Raw genomic sequence first — 23382 nt, 5'->3', positions numbered from 1 at the left:
AATTAAATGGTTAAGCTTTTTATTTAAACGACCGCATGAAGTGTGAAAATTTTTCTCTTTCTTTCTAAATTCATTTCAAAAAGAGAAAATTTAGTAAATACTGTCTCAGAAGGTTCCTGCTTTCTGACGGAGGGAAGTCAAAAACTGTTCCAACTGAAGCTCGTCTTTAATCAATACATCGCGCGCCTTACTGCCCTGGTTAGGACCTACGATGCCCGCTGCTTCCAGCTGATCCATTAAACGGCCCGCCCTGTTGTAGCCAAGCTTTAACCTCCGCTGCAATAAAGAGGTGGAACCCTGCTGATGCTGGACAATGATATAGGCGGCCTCATCAAATAATTCATCGCGTTCGTTTGCATCGAAGAATTCATTGCCTTCACCATCTTCTTCTTTCACTTCAGGCAGCAAGTGTGCTTCCGGGTAACCGTGCTGGCTGCTGATAAAGTCACAGACTCTTTCTACTTCAGGGGTATCGACAAATCCGCACTGCAGGCGAATGATATCACCGCCAGTGGAAAGCAGCATGTCTCCCCTGCCTATCAGCTGGTCTGCACCGCCCGTATCTATTATGGTGCGTGAATCCACCTTGGAGGTTACCTTAAAAGCAATACGCGCAGGAAAATTTGCTTTAATGGTGCCCGTTATAATATTTACAGAAGGGCGCTGCGTGGCAATGATGAGGTGAATGCCGATGGCGCGGGCGAGCTGGGCCAGGCGTGCAATTGGCATCTCAATCTCTTTTCCTGCCGTCATGATCAGATCTGCGAACTCGTCGATCACCAGTATCATATATGGAAGAAAGCGATGTCCTTTATTGGGATTTAATCTTCGCGAAACAAACTTCTCATTGTATTCCTTTATGTTTCGTACCTGAGCATCTTTGAGTAGGTCGTAGCGCAGATCCATTTCAACGGTCAGCGCTTTAAGGGTGTGCACCACCTTTTTTGTATCTACAATAATTGGCTCTTCTTCACCAGGAAGCTTCGCAAGAAAATGTTTTTCAATAGTGGAATAGAGACTGAGCTCCACCTTCTTTGGATCGATCAATATAAATTTAATCTGTGACGGATGCTTTTTGTAAAGCAGCGATACAAGGATTTCATTTACTCCCACCGATTTCCCCTGGCCAGTTGCACCGGCCAGCAACAGGTGCGGCATTTTAGCCAGATCGGTAATATAGATTTCGTTGGAAATGGTTTTACCGAGCGCTATCGGGAGATCCATTTGCGCATTCTGAAATTTTTCAGAAGCAAGCAGCGTGCGCATGGAGACAATCTCTTTGTGCACGTTTGGCACTTCAATACCAATGGTTCCTTTGCCGGGAATAGGTGCAATAATACGGATGCCGAGAGCAGATAAGCTCAGCGCAATATCATCTTCCAGGTTCTTGATCTTTGAAATTCGAACACCGGGTGCGGGAACGATCTCGTAAAGCGTAACGGTTGGTCCAACGGTTGCCTTGATATTTTGAATGTCGATGCCATAGTTTTGAAGCGTCTTTACGATCTGATCCTTATTGCGCATCAGTTCATCAGAATCGATCCTGATCTTTTCTGTTCCGTAGTGTTCCAGCAGGTCAAGGGTCGGGTATTTGTATTTGGGTAAATCGATGGTAGGATCATAATTTTCCCTTACTGCAGTCTCATGTTCTATGATCTCTTCTTCCTTTGCCTCTTCAATTTTAAAATCAATATCGGAGTCTTCAACTGCCAATGCAGATTTCTTTTCATCTATGTCCTGCAGTACAGGATCCGTTTCTCTCAATTCAAAATTGGTAACAGCGTTTTCTTCTAATGGTAAATCGAAATCAAGCCGCGTATCCTGTTCTTTTTCAATCTCTGCTACCGTTACCTCTTCCCTTCTTAACAACCGCTCTTCTTTTTTCTTAGCAGGAAATTTAAGGTTGAAATTAAAATTGTAGTTGAATGCAATAACGAGATAGAGCAACCCAGCAAAAACAAGCAAAACTCCTGTTCCTACGGTACCAAGAAAAGCCACCAGCCAGGAGCTGGTATAGTTTCCTACCGCACCGCCAAAAGGAAAATCATAGTGCTGAAAAAGATAACTTAGTAAGGTAGAAATCACCACCAATCCAAAGAGCATCGTCTTTGCATATTTTGGAACAGGATATATTTTCTTCCGGAATAATAAGTTAATTCCTCCCTCACAGAAGAACCCGACAAATAGGAATGAGGCAAGCCCGAAACCATTGTACATAATAAAATGCGACAGGTATGCTCCTAATCTTCCAAGTGTGTTTTCAACCTTGAAGCTTTGCGAAAAGAAATTAGTCCAGGAGAATTGAAAGACTTTGTCCTGGTCCTGCTTCCATGTAAAAAGATAAGAAGCAAGCGCAATAAAAAGGTATATCGAAAAAAGGAGGAATATTAGTCCAACTGCTTTAGGGATTCGTTCATCCAGCCATGGCTTTGCAGGATCCTTAGATTTTTTCCTCGTTCTTTTGGAAGCACCAGGTACCGTCTTATCTTCCGCTTTTTCGGCAGCAGGCTCTTTCAGAACTGCTTTTAATTTATTTGTATTGTCAACCATGAAAATAACTTAAGGATAACAGGTAAAATTAGTTTAATAGAAAGCCAGCCCGGGTGGCAGCCGATAAAGTTTTCAACACCCGTGCTGAGCATAAACCGTAAAACGTCTATCCGGGAATGGTATTTTCTCCCGCCGCTAATTACGCACTCGAAAGGCTTACTGTTTTCATAAAGCAATATTTTAACGGATATTCTAAACCTATTCAGAGTAGCATAAATCACTGAATTGTTCAATCAAATATATACGCTGTATCAGGTACCTACATTAAAATAGCTATGTTTGATAAATGGTGCTTTATTGCAACTATAATGTGTAATCGGAAGTTAAAATATAGCAAGCATAATTCAACAAAAAACCAATTTTCATGAGCCAGGGATTCTATAAGGCGCCGCCGCCTTTTAATGAACTCAATCTATTATATGCACCCGGTTCACCGGAGCGGACTACTTTAAAGCACGCACTGAAACATATGAAATCGGAAGAGGCAGACCTTCCTATATTCATTGGCGGAAAGGAAATCTACACCGGTGATAAAGCTGAGATCCATCCCCCTCATGAAACCGCGCATTTACTGGGTTATTACCATAAAGGAAATGCCTCACACATAAGGATGGCTATTAGTGCGGCGATGGATGCAAAAAGAAGTTGGGAAAATATGTCGTGGGAGAACCGGGCTTCTATTTTTTTAAAGGCTGCAGATTTACTGGCAGGCCCATACCGCGCTAAGATCAATGCAGCAACCATGCTGGGGCAATCAAAAAATGTTTTCCAGGCAGAGATAGATGCCGCCTGTGAATTCATTGATTTTTTAAGGTTCAATGTTTCTTTCGCTGAGGAGATCTATCAGATGCAGCCTCTTTCTTCCCATGGCATCTGGAACAGGATGCAATGGCGGCCCCTTGAAGGTTTTGTTTTTGCAATTACACCATTCAACTTCACTTCCATAGCTGGAAACTTACCAACCAGCGCAGCCATAATGGGAAATACGGTGGTCTGGAAGCCTTCTCAAACACAGATTTATTCCGCCTGGGTAATTATGGATGTATTGCGAAAATCAGGATTACCGGACGGCGTGATTAACCTGATTTATACAGGTGGTGCAGAAACCAGTAATATCATATTCAACGATCCTGATTTTGGAGGAATTCATTTTACAGGATCAACGCCCGTCTTTCATAGCTTTTGGAAATCCATCGGTGACAATATCGACAAGTATAAATCTTATCCCCGCATTGTTGGAGAAACGGGAGGAAAAGATTTTATAATCGCGCATCCGAGTGCCTCGGTTAACGAATTAGTGACTGCCCTTTGCCGTGGTGCATTTGAATACCAGGGACAAAAATGCTCAGCCGCTTCAAGAGCATATATTCCTTCTAATCTCTGGAGGCAGGTGGAAGCCAGCATGGTGGAGGACATCGAATCTTTTAAAATGGGAAATCCTGAGGATTTCCGTAATTTTATTAATGCTGTAATTGATGAGAAATCATTCGATAGTCTTTCAGACTTTATCACGCGCGCAAAAGAAGACTCTGATGTAAGAATTGTTGCAGGAGGAACTTTTGATAAATCTGAAGGATATTTTATTCACCCGACCGTTTTGAAGGTAAAAGATCCTTTGTACACTACCATGTGCACAGAATTGTTCGGGCCTGTTTTAACGTTATATGTGTATGATGAAATGAAGTTTGAAGAGACCCTTGACCTGGTTGACCGCACCTCGAACTATGCATTGACAGGTGCTATTTTTTCACAGGACCGCAATGCTATTGAAGTGGCTACCAAACGGCTGGTGAATGCTGCCGGTAATTTCTACATCAACGATAAGCCAACGGGTGCAGTGGTGGGGCAGCAGCCTTTCGGTGGTGCAAGAGCTTCCGGAACAAATGATAAAGCAGGTTCTATGGTAAATTTATTGAGATGGGTTTCGCCGCGCTCCATAAAAGAAAACTTTTTACCTGCTACAAGCTACCGGTATTCATTCATGGAGGATAAATAAATTTAGATGGCGGAAGGCATACCGAATCCCAATGTTATACGCTCCCTAACTTTTAAAAGAGTATTAATAACCGTTACGGTATTCCTGATTTCAGCTATTTTGTTCGTGACCACGGATAAGTCGCCAGGTGCCTTCAGCGAATTTTTAGCTACCATTGCTTTTATTGGAATTGGGATCAGCTTCCTGATGAGCCTTGCAGGATTCTTTATTTCGGTGGTTATAGTTTTTTCTTACAGCACCAGGATGATCAGATCTTTGGTATAGTCCTGTACAGCATTGTAATTGTATCATCGTTTGGCAAACTATAATGTTCCTGAATAAATCCCTTAATAATATTGCCTGGTAATGTTAAGAAAATGTGTTACAGCACATGCCCAGTATTATAGTGAAGGGTAAGGAAACCATGATTTTAAATTGATACTGGCAACCGATGGCAAAACTATTAACCTGAAGCCTTTGCAACTTTTTGCATTTGGTGAAAAGGTGGATGTAACCGTTAAGGCACGACTGCAGGCGATTAATGGCACGCAGTACGCTGGCTATTCTTTTTCCTTCTTCACTCACAGGCAATATACCATGGATGAACAGGAACAGATGCAGGCTGCAATTCAAAAAATGCAAGCGGCTGAAGCATCTCCCGGAGTTAACAATGTAATACAGTCTAATGCTCCTGCGGCTTCCGCATACCAGATTTTAGTGAATACAAATCCAACGGCAGGACAGGTATTTTTCAGCAACAGAGGGTTCACCGATCAAAGTCTCTGGATTGTTGAAAATAATGGTGATTCTGTTTTTAAAAGAAGTCACCAAGTGTCGGCTTTGACTGGAAGCTAAATCATAACGGGTTACATGACCGCCTATAATACCAGTGCAAGCTTCGATATTTATAATTCTAACTACGTAAAGGTTCGTTCTGTTTCTGCCGTAAACGGGTATTTGACTGATGTGCATGAGCTTCAACTTTTCCCGAACGGACATTATTTTTTAATTGCTGATGAATTCCAGGTAATGGACTTAACACAATTCGACCCGAGCTATAATTCAAATGCCACCGTTACCGGAAATGTGATCCAGGAGTTTGACGGCAATGATAATTTGCTTTTTGAATGGCGGACCTTCGATCATATCATCGTAAGCGAAGCTCCTCATGAAAATTTTACAAATGGATATGTGGATGCCGTGCACATGAATGCTTTGGAACAGGACAACGATGGGAACCTGCTGGTTTCATGTCGCCACCTCGATCAGGTCTTTAAGCTTAACCTTAATAACGGGCACTTTATTTGGAGACATGGCGGCGATTCTAACCAATTTGTCTTTACTAATGATCCCGCTAAGTTCAACTACCAGCATGATATCCGCAGGCTTGCCAATGGTGACGTCACCTTATTTGACAACAATGATTGGGGAAATCCAAATACTTCGTATGCCAAGGAATACCAGCTGGATGAAGTAAAGCTAAAAGCAACCCTTGTGTGGTCTTATACGCATCCTGCCATAAATGGAAAACCGCTTGCCAGCAGCGCGATGGGCAGCGTACAACGGTTCGACAATGGCAATACGCTTGGGGACTGGGGAATACCGCCTTATTCAGGAGAATTCCCAAACATGACTGAAATTGATCCCAGCTTTAATATAGTGTGGGAGCTCAAATATCAGAATAATGAATACATCTACCGGGCACACCGCTATACGTGGGATCCATGCTCCCGTCCGACGGATTCAAAATTAACAACTACAGATATTACTGCAACGTCTGCTACATTGAACTGGAATGCCTCAACCGGCGCTGTTAAGTATTATGTGGAATACCGCAAGAAAGGGGCTGCAAACTGGAAGAATGTAAAAGTATCTTCTCCAGCAACTACGTACACACTAACAAATCTATTATCGGACAAGAAATATGAATGGCGCATTCAAACGTGGTGCAATAAAAAAGGAACAAAAACTTCCGGCTTAACGGCTACCAAAACTTTCACTACTGCAGCAGCAAGGATGCAGGATCTTTCGGCAAATACTATAGAATCCTTTATCCTGTTCCCAAATCCCGGAACTGATGCCGTAACAGCACATTGGACACAAACAAACTCGGCTGATCAGGTTTCCGCTATTCAAATTTTAAATTATATGGGACAGGTAGTAATGGAAAAGAATATTATTTCCAATGAAGGCAATAATGAATGGACACTGCCAACTTCTTCAATTACGAAAGGACTTTATTTCATTCGCATTACAATAGGTGCTACACAGATCACTTCGAAGTGGGTTAAGGAATAATTATCTCATTTTAGCCGGCTGTGCCATTGACTTAATTCAATAGCGCAGCCGGTTTTTTACTTGTTCAGAGATAAGTTTAAATACTTAATAAATACCATGACTTGGCATGGAAGGTTATTTTGCTGATTGCTGACAACTGACAGCTTAATCTAAATTGTAAACCGCCCTCAACAGCTCTTCCAGCTCCCGAAGCATCATTGCCGTTGCGCCCCATACCTTGTGGCCTGCAACCAGATAATACGGAGCGTTTATCTTCAAGCCGGTTCCAGATAAAAATTCATCCCGAAGCACCATTCTCTCTTCCAGCAATTCCTGCACTTCCATTTCAATAACATCCATCACTTCGGCTTTATTTAAACTAAATACCGGGGCGTAATTAAGGTAGCCAATGAAAGGCTCCACATGGAAACTGCTTACAGGAATTAGTAAAGGCGTGAGCTTCCCAATGATAACCACGTCATTTTTTTGAATGCCAATCTCTTCATTTGCTTCACGCAAAGCCGTTGCCTCCAGATCCGTGTCCTGCTTATCTTGCCTTCCGCCAGGGAAGCTAACCTGACCACTGTGTATACCCTGCTTGTCAGGCCGCAGCATCAGTACGGTATGCGCAATACCTTTTTTAGGATAGATGCAGATGAGCACACCGCTTTTTTTTGGATTTGGAATGGAAGAATAATATTCCCGGTACCGAAGTCGAGTCTCCGGCGCCATAATTAGCTGGACTTCTTCACCCGGAAGCGAATGACTGAGCTGTATCGTTAGTCTTTCGATGAAGGTTGAAAAATCCATTTGCATTTGATCACCAATTATTATTTTCAAATGGATATCATTCTGCAATCACCAGGAAATAATTCTTCTTTCCTTTTTGCAACAGCAGGTAGCGATTGTTAATGAGCTGATCTGCGTTCACTACCTGGTCAAGGGTAATTTGCTGCTTGTTGATTCCGGCTCCATTGCCCTGAATGGTGCGGCGAGCATCACTTCTTGTAGGAAAAAAATGAGTTTCATCCACCAATAATTTCATCACCTCCATTCCATTATCAAAATCCGATCTGCTTAATTTTGTGGTTGGAACGCCTTCAAAAATTTCCTCAAAATCACGATTGCTCAGTGATCGGAGCTCTTCCGCTGTTGCTTGTCCGAACAGGATCTTAGAAGCCTGCAGCGCCTGCTGATAATCATCTTCTGAATGGACGCGGATGGTAATATCTTTTGCAAGTACCTGCTGAAGCAGGCGCAGGTGAGGTGAAGCAACATGGTTTTTTTCCAGCTCCTGCACTTCTTCTTCTTCGAATAAAGAAAAGTACCGTATGTACTTTGTGGCCTCCTCATCGCCGATGTTTAGCCAGAACTGGTAAAACTTATAGGGTGATGTCATGGTCTTATCGAGCCAGATAGTGCCTTCTTCTGTTTTACCGAATTTTTTTCCATCGGCACGTGTCACAAGCGGACTGGTGACTGCAAATAATTCATTGCCGGATTTTTTCCTGGTAAGCTCTATTCCTGCAACAATATTTCCCCATTGATCGGAACCACCCATCTGCAGTGTACAATTCCTGTTCTGGTTCAGCCAGAAGAAATCGTAACCCTGCAGCAGCTGGTATGAAAATTCAGTAAATGAAATTCCCGTTTCCAATCGGTTCTTTACCGAATCCTTTGCCATCATATAATTTACCGTAAGGTATTTTCCCACGTCGCGCAGGAATTCCAGCACATTCATATTTTTATACCACTCGTAATTATTTTCAATGGAAGCGCTGTTTGATTTTTGTCCAAAATCCAGGAACCGGCTTAGCTGCTCTTTAATTTTAACTTCATACTCACGGATTTTTTCTTCACTTAATAATTTCCGTTCCTCCGATTTACCGGATGGATCGCCGATCATCCCCGTAGCACCTCCTACCAAAGCTATCGGCTTATGGCCTGACCGCTGAAAATGAACCAGCAGCATGATCTGCATCAGGTTACCGATATGGAGTGAAGGTGCCGAAGGATCGAATCCAATATAACCTGACCGGGAACCTGAATTCAGGTGATGTTCCGTATCGGGAGTAGTATCAAACAGCAATCCCCGCCATTTCAATTCTTCGATAAAATTCATTTTTAAAATTTTTAGTAAAGATAAAGGACCGGTTTATCGCATTTGTATAGTCCTGCTATTGTAATTATTCAATCAGACAAACACAACAAATGCTTAGGTTATAGATTTTACTAAAACCAGAAATTCAGTTTTTTTAAAAATTGCTTTTACTTTTGTATTAAATATTAAGTATGAATGATTTCAAAACCCCATTGAATAAAACACAGTTAGAGATTCTTAAACTTTTTTCGCAACCCTTGAGCGAACAGGAATTATATGACATTAAGTCGCTTTTGGTGCGACATTTATCAGAAAAATTTACAAAAAAAATCGGGAATATAAGTGATAAAAAAGGCTATACTGAAAAAGATTTTGATAGTTGGCTCAGTGATCCAAAACAATGATATCTATTGTTATTGATACCAACGTAATGATGGTTACAATTAGTCCCCGAAGTAATTTACACTGGCTATATAAGAGCTTAATTTCCGGAGATTTCATTTTAATAGTGAGTAATGATATATAGCTGGAATTTGAAGAGCAAATCCGTTTCCGCTATGATGATTCAGCTGTAGCCACCTTTTTACTTATTCTTAGTGAAGCCTCCAATGTGGTACATCATGAACCATTTTTCCGATGGAATCTAATAGAGCATGATATTGATGATAATAAGTTTGCCGATTGTGCAATTTCAGCTGCAGCCGATTACCTGATTACACACGATAAACACTTTGATATTCTTAAAAAACACTCTTTTCCTCCAATTAATGTCGTCAATGCTTTCGAATTTCACGAAATCTTATTGCAGAGTTTAGGCACCAGGTAATTGCGCTTTATTATAAATTCTAAAGCGTTTTCAACATTTCCATTCCATTATTAATTTTTACTTTTACAATACACGTATAAGGGCTGCGTTTCATATCTCTCACGGATATACTTTAATGAAAAAAATATTTTTACCTTTTGCAATTGCAGTATGCTTTGGTTCTTCAGCGTTTGCTCAATTCTATAAGTACAGTAATGAATTCCTGAGTATTGGTGTGGGTGCGCGTGCTTTAGGTATGTCGGGCGCGCAAGTGGCGACGGTGAGCGATGTTACGGCCGGTTTCTGGAATCCTGCCGGATTATCGCTGATGGATAAGAAATTTGAAGTGGGGCTGATGCATTCCGAATATTTTGCCGGCATCGCCAAATATGATTATGCATCCGTGGCACTTCCACTCCAGGATAAGAATCGCGTAATGGCGCTCTCCCTGATTCGCTTTGGAGTGGATGACATCCCTAACACTTTATTTCTGATTGAACCGGATGGCAGTATCAATTATAATAATGTAACCACCTTTTCAGTTGCCGATTATGCAGCTCTATTTTCCTATGCACAATCATTGCCGATTGAAGGATTAAGAGCAGGTGGCACCCTTAAAATTATACATCGCACCGCCGGAAGCTTTGCACATTCATGGGGCGTAGGCATCGATATTGGTGCCCAGTACCAGTTAAAAAATTGGAGGTTTGGCGCCCTGGGGAAAGACATCACCACAACCTTTAATGCATGGAACTTTGATTTTACCGACCAGGAACAAACCATTTTTTCTGAGACAAATAATATTATCCCTGGAAATTCTATTGAGCTCACGGCACCGAAAATTATTCTTGGAGCGGCATATAACTTTGAATTTGGCAAGACGAATAAAATATCATTACTGCCTGAAATTGATGTGGATGTAACCACCGATGGAAAAAGAAACGTGCTCATCAGTGCGAAGCCTTTTTCCTTTGATCCTCATATTGGCCTGGAAGCCGGTTACGGGAAAACCATCTATCTACGTGCCGGAGTCGGGAATTTTCAACGGGTTAGAAATATAGACAGCTCTAAGGCGCTTACCGTTCAGCCTAATATAGGTATAGGTTTGAGGATAAAAACAGTTGATATAGATTATGCGCTTACTAATTTAGGTGACCTTTCAGGCTCCCTATACTCACACGTATTTTCAATAAGGTTTGGCGTAGCTGATAAACCCAAAGCTGGTTATGGCAGATGAAAAAGATTGTACTTAGCGTTGCACTTTTAATATTTTCTTTAGATGCCTTTGCCCAGCTAACAGGCAATGAATGGATCAGCTTTCAGCAATCTTATTTCAAATTCAAGATCATTAATGATGGTTTTTATCACCTGGATTATGAAACGCTTGTAAAGTTTGGTGTACCGCTTACCACGATAACCGGAAACGAATTTCAAATTTTTAGCCGTGGCGCCGAAATCCCTGTTTATGCCACCGCTGAAGGCGCATTCGCAACGAATGACTACATAGAATTTTATGCCCGACATAACGATGGTTCACTTGATTCTAGTCTTTATCTTGACAAAAGCTGGCAGGCAAATGAGCGCCTGAGCATGTTTAACGATACTGCGTGCTATTATCTAACATGGAACAGTCAGCCGAATCATCTTCGGTTCGATACCATTGCTGATAACCTGTTAAACCATCCACAGAAAGAATCTTATTGCTGGTACATTTCCGGTGATACTTTTGGCAGAGACCGAGCCCCGGCAAATTACGGCATCGGCCCTACAACATACACAGGGCAAGCCGTTTACGAATCAGATTTTAACACTACGGAAGGTTATACGGATGCAGCATTTAACAAGAGCCAGATAAGCTATGCACTAAGCACCCCCTATCTCTACGTTGCAGGCCCGCCAGCGGTTTTCAATGCATATGCGGTGGCTGCAGGACTGACAAACCACGTACTCAGCATTTCTATAAATGGGAACACGCTTTACACAGGGAATTCGTTTGGATTTGTTACCCAGGAGATAAAGGCTTCGTTGCCTTCCAATAGCTGGCTCACAGATAATACGGCGGTTACTTATTCCAATGCAGCCTCCACTGAGGTTACAGATTACAACTCTGTCGCCTGGCAGGAATTGAAATATCCAAGGCAATTTAATGCCGGCAATAGTTCCTCCTTTCTTTTTAATGTCAATGGTGGACCATCGAATAAATATATTGAGATTGTAAATTTCGATGAACGTGGTGCGGAGCCTGTTTTATTTGATTTCACCAATCATCTGAGAATGGAAGCTATCGTACAAAACGATACGGAAAAATTTGTTCTGCCGGCTTCTATATCGGAGCGGCAACTATTATTAATATCAGAAGATACTTCGGAAGTTATAAAAAAAGTGGACTCCCTGTTTTCTGTTCAGTTCACTGACTTTTCAATTCCTCTTAATCAGGGCAATTTTATCATCATCACACATCCATTTTTTTTTAATGACGGAACAGGACATAACTATATTAATGACTACCGTGATTTTAAAAATTCTTATGGTTATAAGTCCATTGTGGTTGATGTGAATCAGCTCTATGATCAATTTGCTTATGGAATCCGGCTTCATCCACTCGCAATAAGAAATTTTGCGGATTACATTTTAAGCAAATGGCCGCCTGATGAGCGTCACCTTTTTTTAATTGGAAAGGGAATAGAATACACCAGTATTTGGAGCAACTCTGTCAACCGGTCGCTTTGCTATGTTCCCACTTTTGGAAATCCTGGCTCTGATAATTTGTTAACTGCTACGAATGCTTCACCCGTACCCCGTATTCCAATTGGCAGAATTTCATGCCTTAGCGCAAATGAAATCCGGATTTATTTAGATAAGGCAAAGCTTTTTATGAGCGCCCAATCCATTCCTTTTCAGACCATAGAAAATATGGCGTGGATGAAAAATGTGGTACATCTTGCCGGAGGTTTGAATGCTGCAGAGCAATCGGTTTACGAATACTTCCTCAATAAATACAAATTGATTATACAAGATACCTTATACGGCGGTCACGTATTTTCATTTTTTAAATCCAGCAGTTCCCCTATACAATATGTTACTTCTACCTATGTGGATTCTATCCTGAAAAGCGGTGTTTCCATGATCACGTTTTTTGGCCATTCTTCCTATAACTCATTTGACTTTAACCTCGATAAGCCGGATCAATACGATAACTATGGCAAGTATCCCTTTATGCTTACGAATGGTTGTCTTATTGGAAACCTTTTTACGAGTACACACGGCATAAGTGAGAACTTTATTTTTGAGGAAGGGAAAGCGGCAATTGGATTTCTTGCTCCTTCTCAATTTTCTCTTTCTACGAGTCTAGATCTGTACAGTACCAATTTTTACCAGAATCTTTCTGTTAAAAATTACAATAAATCGGTGGGCACCGTGATTGCTGGAACTATCCAGAATATCGCTGCGCAATCAACCTCTTCCACAGATAAAGCCGTAGCTGAACAAATGCTGCTTGATTGTGATCCCTCTCTAAAATTAAATACTCATGCAAAGCCTGATTATGTAATAGAGGCCCAGTCAGTAAGTTTTGACCCACCCACTATTTCGGCCGGCCTAGATTCCTTTCACCTTAAGATTATAATTACAAATATCGGCGAAGCAATAAACGATTCTATCTACATAGATGTACACAGGAAATTATCAAATGGTGATGAAGAATTTTTATATCACTATAGGATCAAAGCACCGTATTACACAGATACCGTTTCACTAATGGTTAAAACGGAATCCTCCCTTTCACTTGGTATAAACCAATTCGACATTAAGGTGGATGCCGGGGACAGCATTTCTGCTACAGGAGAAATTGAAGAACTCTCGGAAATAAACAATGAAATAACAGTACCTCTTCTAATACTCACTGATGATATTCTTCCCGTTTATCCCTATGAATATTCCATTGTAAACTCGCAAGGAGTTATTTTAAAGGCCTCTACCGTTAACCCCTTTGCGGGAATAAAGCAGTATGTTATCCAAATTGATACAACAGAAAATTTTAATAGCCTGCAACTGCACACTATTAAGATTTCTCAAAAGGGTGGCGTAATTAAGTGGGCCCCCGCCACCCTATTACAAGATAGTGTTGTTTACTACTGGCGTACCAGCTTAGATACTTTATATGGGAATCATTTAAGCTGGCACACTTCTTCATTCACACACATCAACGGTAGCGCAACAGGATGGAGCCAGTCTCATTATTTTCAATTTTTAAAGGATCCCCTGGTAAATGTTCAACTCGGAAGCAATAGGGTTTTTAGTTTCGTGAGTGATGTAAAAACAGTTAGTGCATTCGACGGAGTCACTACCTGGATTGGAGGGCCGCTATCCCTTGATCAGCCCGCTTATTATATAAACGGTGTGCTGATGGCAAGATGGGACTGCGGGGGGTATGGAACATCTGTCTTGTTTGCAGTTATTGATTCTGCTACCGGTATACAATGGATGAATCCGAACCTCGGTGGTACCACGGGTTTATACGGAAGCATCCAATGCAAGCCCAATCCACGTAATATGTTTTTATACAATACACTGTCTGCAGAAAATCTTGATGTGATTCATTTTTTAGATACCATTCCTAATGGTGATTACATTCTGATGATGACTATTAATGATGCTAATATCAGGAACTGGGATGCAACGATGTTGAATGCTTTTACAAAGCTGGGGCTTACTAAAATTACTTCTATAGACAGTATTGTACCGTATGTTTTTTTTCTAAAGAAAAATGATTTTCGCTATCCTGTATATGAAGTTGTGGGGGATACTTTTACTTCCATTCTGAATCCAAGCTTTGTTATTACCGGCCACTGGGACCAGGGTTCAATTGAATCACCGTTAATTGGGCCGGCGAAATCATGGTCATCTTTACACTGGAAAGCTCATGAGCTTGAAAATGGAAAGGATCACATTTCACTGCAGCTTATTGGCGTAAATTCCGAAGGAATTGAAACTATTTTGTCCAATAACATTATTGCAAACGACACGGTGCTTACGGCTATCAATTCCCTGTTATATCCATTTTTGAAATTGCGTTTAAATACTCTCGATACTTCCCAAAGAACTCCAGTTCAGCTCGATGAATGGCAGGTGTACTATCAGCCTGTGCCGGAAGCTGCATTGAACCCTTCTGCGTACTTTAGTTTTAAGGATACAGCTCAACAGTTTATTCCGCAGAATTTAACCGTCGCGGTTGAAAATTTATCACCATGGAATATGGACAGCTTGCTTATGAAGTATGAGATAACCGATATCAGCAATGCAAAACACCTCTTTTATAAAAGATATAAGCCCTTGCCGGCAAATGATACTATTCATGTTTCCTATTCATTTGATACGGGCTGTGATTGCTATGCAGGTCTGAATTATTTATATGCAGAAGCCAATCCTGACAATGATCAGCCTGAACAAACGCATTTCAATAATTTTGGAGTAGTGAAGTATTCTCTTTCGCGGGATCGGGAGAACCCTTTGCTTGATGTAACCTTTGATGGTATGCATATTCTGGATGGTGACCTGATTTCAGCAAAGCCGGATATAGAAATTATGCTTAAGGATGAAAATAAATTCCTCGCATTGAACGACACTTCACTTTTCAAGCTTTACTTCATCTATCCTGACGGTTCTAACCACGCCGTAACTTTTGACAATACCAGTGCTATATTTTTTCCAGCTAACCAGGACCAGCTTGCTAAAAACAATACGGCCCGGATCTCTGTACTAAAGTCATTTCCGGTTGATGGAAAATACCAGTTAGTGGTACAGGGATTCGATCGTAGCGGTAATGCTTCAGGATCTAATTCCTATAAAATTTCTTTCGAGGTTATAAATGCTGCTATGATTTCTAACGTGCTTAATTACCCCAACCCTTTTTCCACTTCTACCCAATTTGTTTTTACATTGACCGGAAGCATCGTTCCACAATCATTAAAGATTGAAATCATGACCATTACCGGAAGAGTGGTGAAAGAGATTTTTATGAATGAGCTTGGTCATATTCATATCGGAAACAACATTACTGATTACACCTGGAATGGCACTGACCAATATGGTGATAAGCTCGCAAATGGGCTCTATTTTTACAGGGTAACGGCCATACTTAACGGTAAATCCTTAGATCATTATGGAAGCAGCACGGATTCATATTTCAAAAAGGGAATAGGCAAAATGTACCTGATGCGGTAGCACTTGCTATACAACTCAGAAAGTAAATACACTTTATAAAACTTTTTATTCCGGGTTAATCACTATACGGCTGGTTAACCTTGCTGATGCGCAATTTACTGTCAGATAATAAAGCCCGGAAGTTAAATTCGGGTTCAGGTTCAGGTTACCAGCGTTTTCACCATGAGCAACATTTAGTGGCTGTTGTTGCACGACCTCTCCATATAAATTAGTCAAAACCAGCTTTGCATTAGCATCATCGGATCTGGAAATAAAGTAATAGTCTATTTCCTTTGTAGCAGGCACAGGATATACTATAAGCTGAGATGGATCAATATCTAAATCACTGTCTGTATAATTCACCTCTTCATTTTTCTGGGGGTTTAAAAGGGAACATGTAGAGATAGGGGTAAGATAGTTATCATGAAGGGTAGTTTCGAAAGTAGCAAGCTGATTTCTGAAAGTATTTATTAATGAAGAGTACGATGATTTATTTATCTGATTGGTGTTTTCTAGCGGATCGATTGTAAGGTCGAAGAACTCTTCCGTTTGGCTATTGCATCCATAGCTGATATACATGTCATTTAAGGAACGAACAGCTCTTATATAGGGTAATTTTACTACTGCAGATGAATAAATGTATTCATAATAAATATATTGCCTGTTTACTAAACCGTCAGAAAGATCTTTAAGAGACGCCCCGTCAAAATTGTAAGGAGTTTTAATTCCTGCTGCAGCCAGTATGGTAGGCGCAAAATCCACATTTAAAGCTATCTGGTTATTGATAACTGTATTGGCACTATACCAAGCAGGATACCTCACAAAGAGTGGAACACGAATTGAAGGATCGTAGGCAAGGCGCTTATTAAATAAGCCATGTTCTCCAAAAATATAGCCATTATCACTTGTAAAAATCACCAGTGTATTATCAAGTATGTCGTAATCGGTAAGTTTCTGAAGAATTTCACCTATGCCTTCATCGATACCTGCTAACATTTCAAAATACCCTTCATAAAGCGGTGGAATATCAGAAGGAGCAATATACCATGTAGGAGGAAGCTGCTTATATAAAAATGACGGATAGTTTACGGTATAAGGAGCAGTGTTCGGAGGAACCGGCATTGGATCGTCGGCATAGATGCCAGAATACTGCGGTTGCGGAATAAAAGGATTATGCGGTCCATGATATGCTACTGTAAGAAAAAAGTTTTGGGTATAATGCCGGTCTACAAAAACAGCTGAAGAATCCGTTACTGTTTTGGTATCATGTCCGTTAATAGTTTTTAGCGTTCCATTATAATTGTATTGCAGGTTATTGAATTCATCCGTACCGCTGTTCACCTTTGTACCCAACCAATAATCATATCCGGGCTGAGGACTCACATCGATATGATATTTACCAATCCACCCGGTGTAATAGCCGGCACTGTCTAAAATGGTAGCGGTAGTAGGCAAGCCGGGAGTAATATCTGAAGTATTGGAAACTGCTCCATTCTTATGAGGGTACAGTCCTGTTACAATGGATGCACGGCTGGGAACGCAAAAGGAAAAAACAACACAGCTTACTTTAAAATTGGCTCCTTCTTTACTTATACGATCCATATTGGAAGTATGAAACCAGGAAGGACCACCATTGGAACTAAAACTGTCGTACCTCGAATCATCAAGTATAATAAATAAAATATTAGGCCTTGCTACGGTGGTAGTAAATGAGTCAATCTTTGACCAATTATCAGCGGTATCTTTACATGCCACTAACTGATATACATACGCAGTATTTGTGCTGAGCGTAGTCAAGGTAACCGTTTGCAAAGACCCTGTGGAAACATAGAACCAGGTGGAGGACGATGCTTTTCTATAGCGCAACTGATTAAAAGATGAGGGACAGCCACTCCAGCTGATGATGGCGGAATGATTATTAAAGACATTTAATGTGGTTGTCTCCGGAATGGTGCACGAAGTGGTAGATCCTGTTTTTATTGCATTTTCACCTGACGTACCATCTTTGCAATAGGCCGTTACAGCAAAATCGTATGAAGTAGAGGGATTAAGATCGGTAAAGGTATAAGATAAGTCAAGGTCAACCTTTTTAGCAGAGTTCCAGCCGGTAGTACCTGTAACTCTGTATTTTACTTTATAGTAATTTACCTGACCTGTGGAAGGACTCCACGATAATTTTATGGAACAGCTCTTTTTATCAGAAAGCTTAAGATTAGTGGCTATTCCCGGATTGCAGGCTGCAAATGATTCTTGAATTACGATAAAATTAAAGACACTTATTAATAGCAATAGGAGTACATGGTGTTTCATGGGGGCTAATTTTACTCTGAGGTGCTTAGGGCAGATAATCGCTGTTGGTAAAAATAATATTCTATTTATAATTTTAGGTGTTCGCGGTATCTAAAATAGAGCAGAAACAGTCCAAATCACCGTAAAAGTTAACAATTTCTGTATTTTATATTTTTCCGCTTGAAATTTGGAAAAATTCCACGAACGCAATTCCCCGAATATAAATCAATTGAATTTATAAAATACAGCTCTGCATTGCAGTAATTGGGCAAGTCTATGAAAGGCTATAAAAAAGGTTTCTGTATGGTGTTGTCCAAAAATACTTTTGTTATTATTTGCTATCTTTTGTTTAGTCTTGGCTCAATTAAATTTATCTAAAAGAATCTGTTAAATGCAACATAGATGTTGAAAGGGTTACAGAACTATATCATCTGTAAATATATAAGAACTTTTAACAAGAATAAAGCTGCAGAGATTTTATCTAATTCGTATTTTGCAGTACAATTTTTTGCCATGAACCGTATTTACCTTGTTACCATTTTCATCCTTATTGTTTCTCTTATTTTTGCCATCCAGAATACAGCCACAGTGGCTATAAATTTTCTTATCTGGCATTTTTATCAATCCCAGGCACTCACCGTTTTCCTGATATTTTTAGCAGGTTTTATTTCCGGGATATTTGCCGAACTTCCCGCTATATGGAAAAAAAATCAACAGCTAAAAGCAGCCAATAAAAAATTAAGCGAGGGCTTCAAATCAGAACCACCAGCTACTTCTACGCCTGTTTAGATTCGCTATAAAATTACACAAGCCTTTTGAAGACTTTTTATATTTCGTTACAATCCTGTAGGTTTACGAGACTCACAAAATTATAAATCACTTTTTGTGGATTATGGTAAGATCAGGGTATTGATGCTTGGCTGGGAATTTCCTCCAATAGTTACTGGTGGATTGGGTCCGGCCTGTTACGGTCTTGCAAAAGCACTTGCAGGCTTTACGGATCTTAAAATTATTCTTCCGAAAAGCGATTTGAATTTTAAGATGAGAAAAGTAAATATTCTTGGTCTCAACCATTTTACTTTTGACCCTATTGGGAATGAGCTTTTTTTAGCCGACTACCGTACTTTTTTAGCTACTGAATTTTTAACACATGAACTAAATAACCAACTGGCGGAGCTTCGGGTACCTTACTATAGTTACGATATCAGCGGCTTTGAAGCTATATCGCTTTTTAATGAATCTGATTCTTACGGAATAAATGTTATTCGCAAAGTGCAGGCTTATGCTGAAGTGGTTGAAAAACTAGCGGATACAATTGACTTTGATCTGATACATGCACACGACTGGATCACCTATCCTGCCGGCATAAAACTTAAAGAAAAAACAGGAAAACCTTTATTGGTTCACGTTCATTCCCTGGAAACAGACCGTGCAAATCCGGATGTACGAAACCAGGTGTACTTTATTGAAAAAAATGGCCTTGAAGCTGCTGATCATATATTGCCGGTGAGCGAGTATACCAAGCACTCTATTATTAATTATTATGGCATAAATCCTGATAAAATTTCACCGGTCTATAATGCTATTGAAGCGGCCCATGTGTATAAAATACAGCGGACAGATGGTCAAAAATGGGTTTTATTTCTGGGGCGAATTACACGGCAAAAAGGTCCGGAATTTTTGTTCGAAACTATAGTAAAACTTAGCCGCCGGATGACTAATGTAAAATTCTATATAGCCGGATCAGGAGATTTGGCAGAAGATTTAAAAATAAAGGTGGCAAATGCAGGATTAAATGATGCAGTTGTCTTTACGGGGTTCATTAACCGGCAGAAAATTGAAGAGCTGCTCGCTTCTGCAGATGCTTATTTTATGCCCTCTGTCTCCGAACCATTTGGACTATCTGCATTGGAAGCTGCTCAATTTAATGTGCCCTGTGTTATTTCAAAACAATCCGGGGTAAACGAAGTTCTATTTAATGTTTTAAAGGCAGATTGCTGGGATACCAATAAGCTGTCTGATTATTTATACGGTGTATTAAATTATGCCGGATTGCGCGACACTATGGTTCGCCTTACTGCAAATGATATCAGGAACATAAGCTGGGATAATTCAGCACGGGAAGTGCTTAAGTCTTACAAGCGAATGGTGCCTCAGGTTGATGTTGTATAGCTGATTGAAAATGAATAATAAAAAAAATAATAAACCGGCAAGGAAGAGCGATCAGTCACTGCCTTTGTTTAATCCGGAAAATAAATCAGATGCCATAGTAACCAATAATGAAATTACACGACCCGCTGACAAAAAAGAGAAAGTTGATAACCTGGAAGAAAAAAGTGCAAGTTTTATACCTGGTAAAAAGTATTTGCAAACCGGTGGGATAAGGACAGAAAATCAGGGAGAAGGTGCTATAAAAAAAGTTGAAAATAATTCAGGCACAGCAGTATGTATATACTTCCAGGTCCATCAACCTTTTCGCTTAAGGGAATACAGCTTTACACATATTGGCAATGATCACTTCTATGAAAATTACGAACAGAATATTGCTATTTTAAATCAGGTTTCAGAAAAATGTTATTTGCCTGCCAATAAAAAGTTTCTGGAATTACTTTCGCTGTACAAGGGTAAATTCAAGCTGACTTATTCTTTTTCAGGTGTAGTACTGGAACAATTGCAATTATACCGCCCGGATGTGCTGGAATCGTTTCAGGCATTGGTGGCATCCGGATACGTTGAAATTTTAGAAGAAACTTATTATCATTCTCTCAGTTATATCTTTTCTAAAAATGAATTCGACCGGCAGGTACAAATGCACCATGATAAAGTAAAAGAATTGTTTAGTGCAGAACCAACCATATTCAGAAATACAGAACTTATTTTCAACAATGATATTGCTGATCACATAGCGGGCCTTGGATACAGAGGCATGCTGTGTGAAGGTGCAGATAAATGGCTGAACGGTCGTTCACCAAACCAGGTTTTTGCAGTTCCGGGCAAAGAGAATTTTGGATTGTTACTGAAAAATTACAGGCTGAGCGATGACATTGCTTTCAGGTTCTCGAACAGCGGATGGGAACACTGGCCGCTTACCGCAGAGAAGTTTACAAACTGGATCCATAAGCATGCAGGCGCCGCTGAAACTATAAATTTATTTATGGACTATGAAACTTTTGGCGAGCATCAATGGAAAGAAACAGGCATCTTCAATTTTATTAGCAATTTACCGCCATTGATTTTAAAGCATCCTGACTTTCATTTCAGAACCGCTTCCGAAGTATTGGAATTATATCCTGTGCGGGACATTTACGATGTTCCTGACTATACTTCATGGGCTGATGCGGACAGGGATATTTCAGCCTGGAATGAAAATGAAATGCAAAAGGAAGCTTTTAACAGAATTTATGCTTTGGAAAATGCGGTAAAGCAAACTCAGGATGCAGACCTGCTGAAAGTTTGGGGAAAGCTGCAAACATCAGATCATTTTTATTATATGAGTACAAAATTCTGGTCGGATGGTGATGTACATAAATATTTTTCGCCATTTAATTCTCCTTATGATGCTGCCATTTATTACATGAATATACTTTCAGACCTGGAAAAAATACTCACGCAGTAATCCGTAACATAGAGGAATGCTGCAAAGGTTATGGATGAAAGTAATCATCTCATCAAAATAAAATTTCCACTTTTAGTTTTCGAAAGAGAGCGGCTTTCTATCATACCACTGTAGTTGATCAAATATATATAAGTGCCTGTTTCTGCAGGTTGACTTTTATACCTTCCATTCCACCCGTCGCTTACATTATTGGTCTCGAAAACCAATTCACCCCAGCGGTTAAAAATTTTCAAATTATAGGAAGTCAGTTCATTGCATTCCATAACAGGCTTCATAAAATCATTCACACCATCTCCATTAGGAGTAAAAACATTAGGAACCACCGCTCTGCAATTACAATTAATAAAATCAAGGTGGATGGTATCCTGATCATTTCCGCATTCATTCGTTGCATTTAGCCAGTAGGTACCGCTGGCAGAAGCAGTGAAAAAGTTACTGCCGGATCCATCCTGCCACTGATACTGCGCATTGCCTTCAACGGAAGCTTTAAGGTTTAATGCAGTTGATTCACAAATGGAGGTATCGGTTCCTAAAAATATTTGCGGTTGAGAAACAAAGTTAATTTTCAAAGAATCCGAAATGCTGCCGCAATCGCCAAAAAATATTTTTGCAAGATATTCGCCTGATTCATGGACATTATAAATAGGATTAGTAATTCCGTCTTGCCACAAATAACCTGTTGCCAGGGGATTGGTGATATTAAGCAACATTGAATCTCCTTTGCAAAGGCTTGTATCGGGTCCTATATCTTTGAAAATGATGTCTGTCGGTACTACAAAAACATCATCGATAAAATAATAGGATAAGGAATATATTTCATGTCCGTTTCCTTCTGCAATTATTTTTTTATTAAGGTTATCGTCACTAATAAAGTTGCCGATAGTAAGATACTGTTCACCCCCTTTCGCAAAGTACAGACCGGATACCAATGTCCAGTTTAGTGTGTCTTCGAGTATGCTATCTTTATCATTGACTATCTGCGGCGAAATTCTTAGAATATTATCTCCTATATTATAATTTACTGGCCTTCCCTGTGATATATTCATCCCTAAAGAATTGATAGCATAAGATTTATAATATAAGAGGCCCGAAGCTTCATTCAAAATCCGTGCACCTGCGTTAGAAACATAAAACTGTACGCAATAGATTCTTCCGCCCTCCAAAGCACTAAGAAGCTTTACCTGCAGATATTCCCGGTAATTTTTAATCTCTGACGAATAACAGATGATACCGCAATAAGCATTGCCGCTATGGGGATATTGAAATCCATTAACATTTAAAGGAATACTGTCAAGCTCATCTCCACAAACATTAAAATAATCGGCAGTACCATTATTTGGATTATACCACCGATCTACGGATGGAAATATAACTGCAGAAGTATCCATAGAATTAAATCCTTTTGGACAATGAAAATAATTCTCGAAGCTGAAATTTGGAACGAGATTTTGCGACTGCACCTTGCTTCCGCCCAGCATTAGAAGTATAATAAAGAATATATTTTTTCTAATTCCCAATTTTAAAGCTTGAACTATCAAAAGCTTGAACTATTAGATGATATCAATCCA

At 40.1% G+C, this 23382-nt stretch carries 15 protein-coding genes; 10 read left to right on the top strand and 5 right to left on the bottom strand.

Annotated features, from left to right (window positions below; all coding sequences use genetic code 11):
* Window positions 1-105: 105 nt before the first annotated feature.
* Window positions 106-2550, bottom strand: coding sequence for a DNA translocase FtsK (locus H0W62_03595; GenBank protein MBA3647627.1), 2445 nt, complete (start codon window positions 2548-2550; stop codon window positions 106-108).
* Window positions 2551-2914: 364 nt separating this feature from the next.
* Between H0W62_03595 and pruA the strand changes: the two genes are divergently transcribed.
* The 4 genes from pruA to H0W62_03575 all read left to right on the top strand — a co-directional run bounded on the left by pruA (window position 2915) and on the right by H0W62_03575 (window position 6823).
* Window positions 2915-4546 carry an L-glutamate gamma-semialdehyde dehydrogenase gene (gene pruA, locus H0W62_03590; protein ID MBA3647626.1) on the top strand — a complete coding sequence of 544 codons (1632 nt, stop codon included), beginning with the start codon at window positions 2915-2917 and terminating at the stop codon, window positions 4544-4546.
* A gap of 6 nt (window positions 4547-4552) precedes the next feature.
* The gene (locus H0W62_03585; GenBank protein MBA3647625.1) at window positions 4553-4810 is read left to right on the top strand and encodes a hypothetical protein; all 258 of its coding nucleotides are present in this window, start codon (window positions 4553-4555) and stop codon (window positions 4808-4810) included.
* Window positions 4811-4960: 150 nt separating this feature from the next.
* Window positions 4961-5380 carry a hypothetical protein gene (locus H0W62_03580; protein MBA3647624.1) on the top strand — a complete coding sequence of 140 codons (420 nt, stop codon included), beginning with the start codon at window positions 4961-4963 and terminating at the stop codon, window positions 5378-5380.
* 15 nt (window positions 5381-5395) lie between these two features.
* Window positions 5396-6823, top strand: coding sequence for an aryl-sulfate sulfotransferase (locus H0W62_03575; GenBank protein MBA3647623.1), 1428 nt, complete (start codon window positions 5396-5398; stop codon window positions 6821-6823).
* A 144-nt stretch (window positions 6824-6967) separates the two neighbouring features.
* Here the strand turns inward: H0W62_03575 and H0W62_03570 are convergent, their stop codons facing one another.
* Window positions 6968-7642, bottom strand: a complete 675-nt coding sequence (locus H0W62_03570; GenBank protein ID MBA3647622.1) for a CoA pyrophosphatase — start codon at window positions 7640-7642, stop codon at window positions 6968-6970.
* Window positions 7643-7649: 7 nt separating this feature from the next.
* Complete coding sequence (locus tag H0W62_03565) at window positions 7650-8924, bottom strand: tyrosine--tRNA ligase (GenBank protein MBA3647621.1); 1275 nt, start codon at window positions 8922-8924, stop codon at window positions 7650-7652.
* Window positions 8925-9094: 170 nt separating this feature from the next.
* Here H0W62_03565 and H0W62_03560 point away from each other — a divergent pair, with 170 nt between their 5' ends.
* The 3 genes from H0W62_03560 (at window position 9095) to H0W62_03550 (ending at window position 15930) form a co-directional block, all read left to right on the top strand.
* Complete coding sequence (locus H0W62_03560; protein MBA3647620.1) at window positions 9095-9307, top strand: hypothetical protein; 213 nt, start codon at window positions 9095-9097, stop codon at window positions 9305-9307.
* A 537-nt stretch (window positions 9308-9844) separates the two neighbouring features.
* Window positions 9845-10945 (top strand): PorV/PorQ family protein, encoded by a 1101-nt coding sequence (locus tag H0W62_03555; protein MBA3647619.1) that lies wholly within the window; start codon window positions 9845-9847, stop codon window positions 10943-10945.
* Entirely contained in the window at window positions 10942-15930 is a 4989-nt protein-coding gene (locus tag H0W62_03550; protein ID MBA3647618.1) for a hypothetical protein, read from the top strand. The genes H0W62_03555 and H0W62_03550 overlap by 4 nt, the downstream gene beginning before the upstream one ends.
* 45 nt (window positions 15931-15975) lie before the next feature.
* On the opposite strand, the gene H0W62_03545 is transcribed toward H0W62_03550, so the two are convergent.
* The gene (locus H0W62_03545; protein MBA3647617.1) at window positions 15976-18219 is read right to left on the bottom strand and encodes a sulfatase-like hydrolase/transferase; all 2244 of its coding nucleotides are present in this window, start codon (window positions 18217-18219) and stop codon (window positions 15976-15978) included.
* Between the two features lie 492 nt (window positions 18220-18711).
* On the opposite strand from H0W62_03545, the gene H0W62_03540 reads away from it, so the two are divergent.
* From H0W62_03540 to H0W62_03530, 3 genes are all read left to right on the top strand, one after another.
* Window positions 18712-18987, top strand: coding sequence for a LapA family protein (locus H0W62_03540; GenBank protein MBA3647616.1), 276 nt, complete (start codon window positions 18712-18714; stop codon window positions 18985-18987).
* 96 nt (window positions 18988-19083) lie between these two features.
* Window positions 19084-20370 (top strand): glycosyltransferase family 4 protein, encoded by a 1287-nt coding sequence (locus tag H0W62_03535; GenBank protein MBA3647615.1) that lies wholly within the window; start codon window positions 19084-19086, stop codon window positions 20368-20370.
* A gap of 10 nt (window positions 20371-20380) precedes the next feature.
* The gene (locus H0W62_03530; protein ID MBA3647614.1) at window positions 20381-21814 is read left to right on the top strand and encodes an alpha-amylase; all 1434 of its coding nucleotides are present in this window, start codon (window positions 20381-20383) and stop codon (window positions 21812-21814) included.
* Window positions 21815-21858: 44 nt separating this feature from the next.
* On the opposite strand, the gene H0W62_03525 is transcribed toward H0W62_03530, so the two are convergent.
* Window positions 21859-23292, bottom strand: coding sequence for a gliding motility-associated C-terminal domain-containing protein (locus H0W62_03525; GenBank protein ID MBA3647613.1), 1434 nt, complete (start codon window positions 23290-23292; stop codon window positions 21859-21861).
* Between the last annotated feature and the right edge of the window lie 90 nt (window positions 23293-23382).

It is taken from the genome of Chitinophagales bacterium (genome assembly GCA_013816805.1).
In the GTDB taxonomy this organism is placed as follows: Bacteria; Bacteroidota; Bacteroidia; order Chitinophagales; family UBA10324; genus MGR-bin340.
Note: the sequence above shows the minus strand (reverse complement) of the source record. Positions and strands in the feature narration are given on the sequence as shown.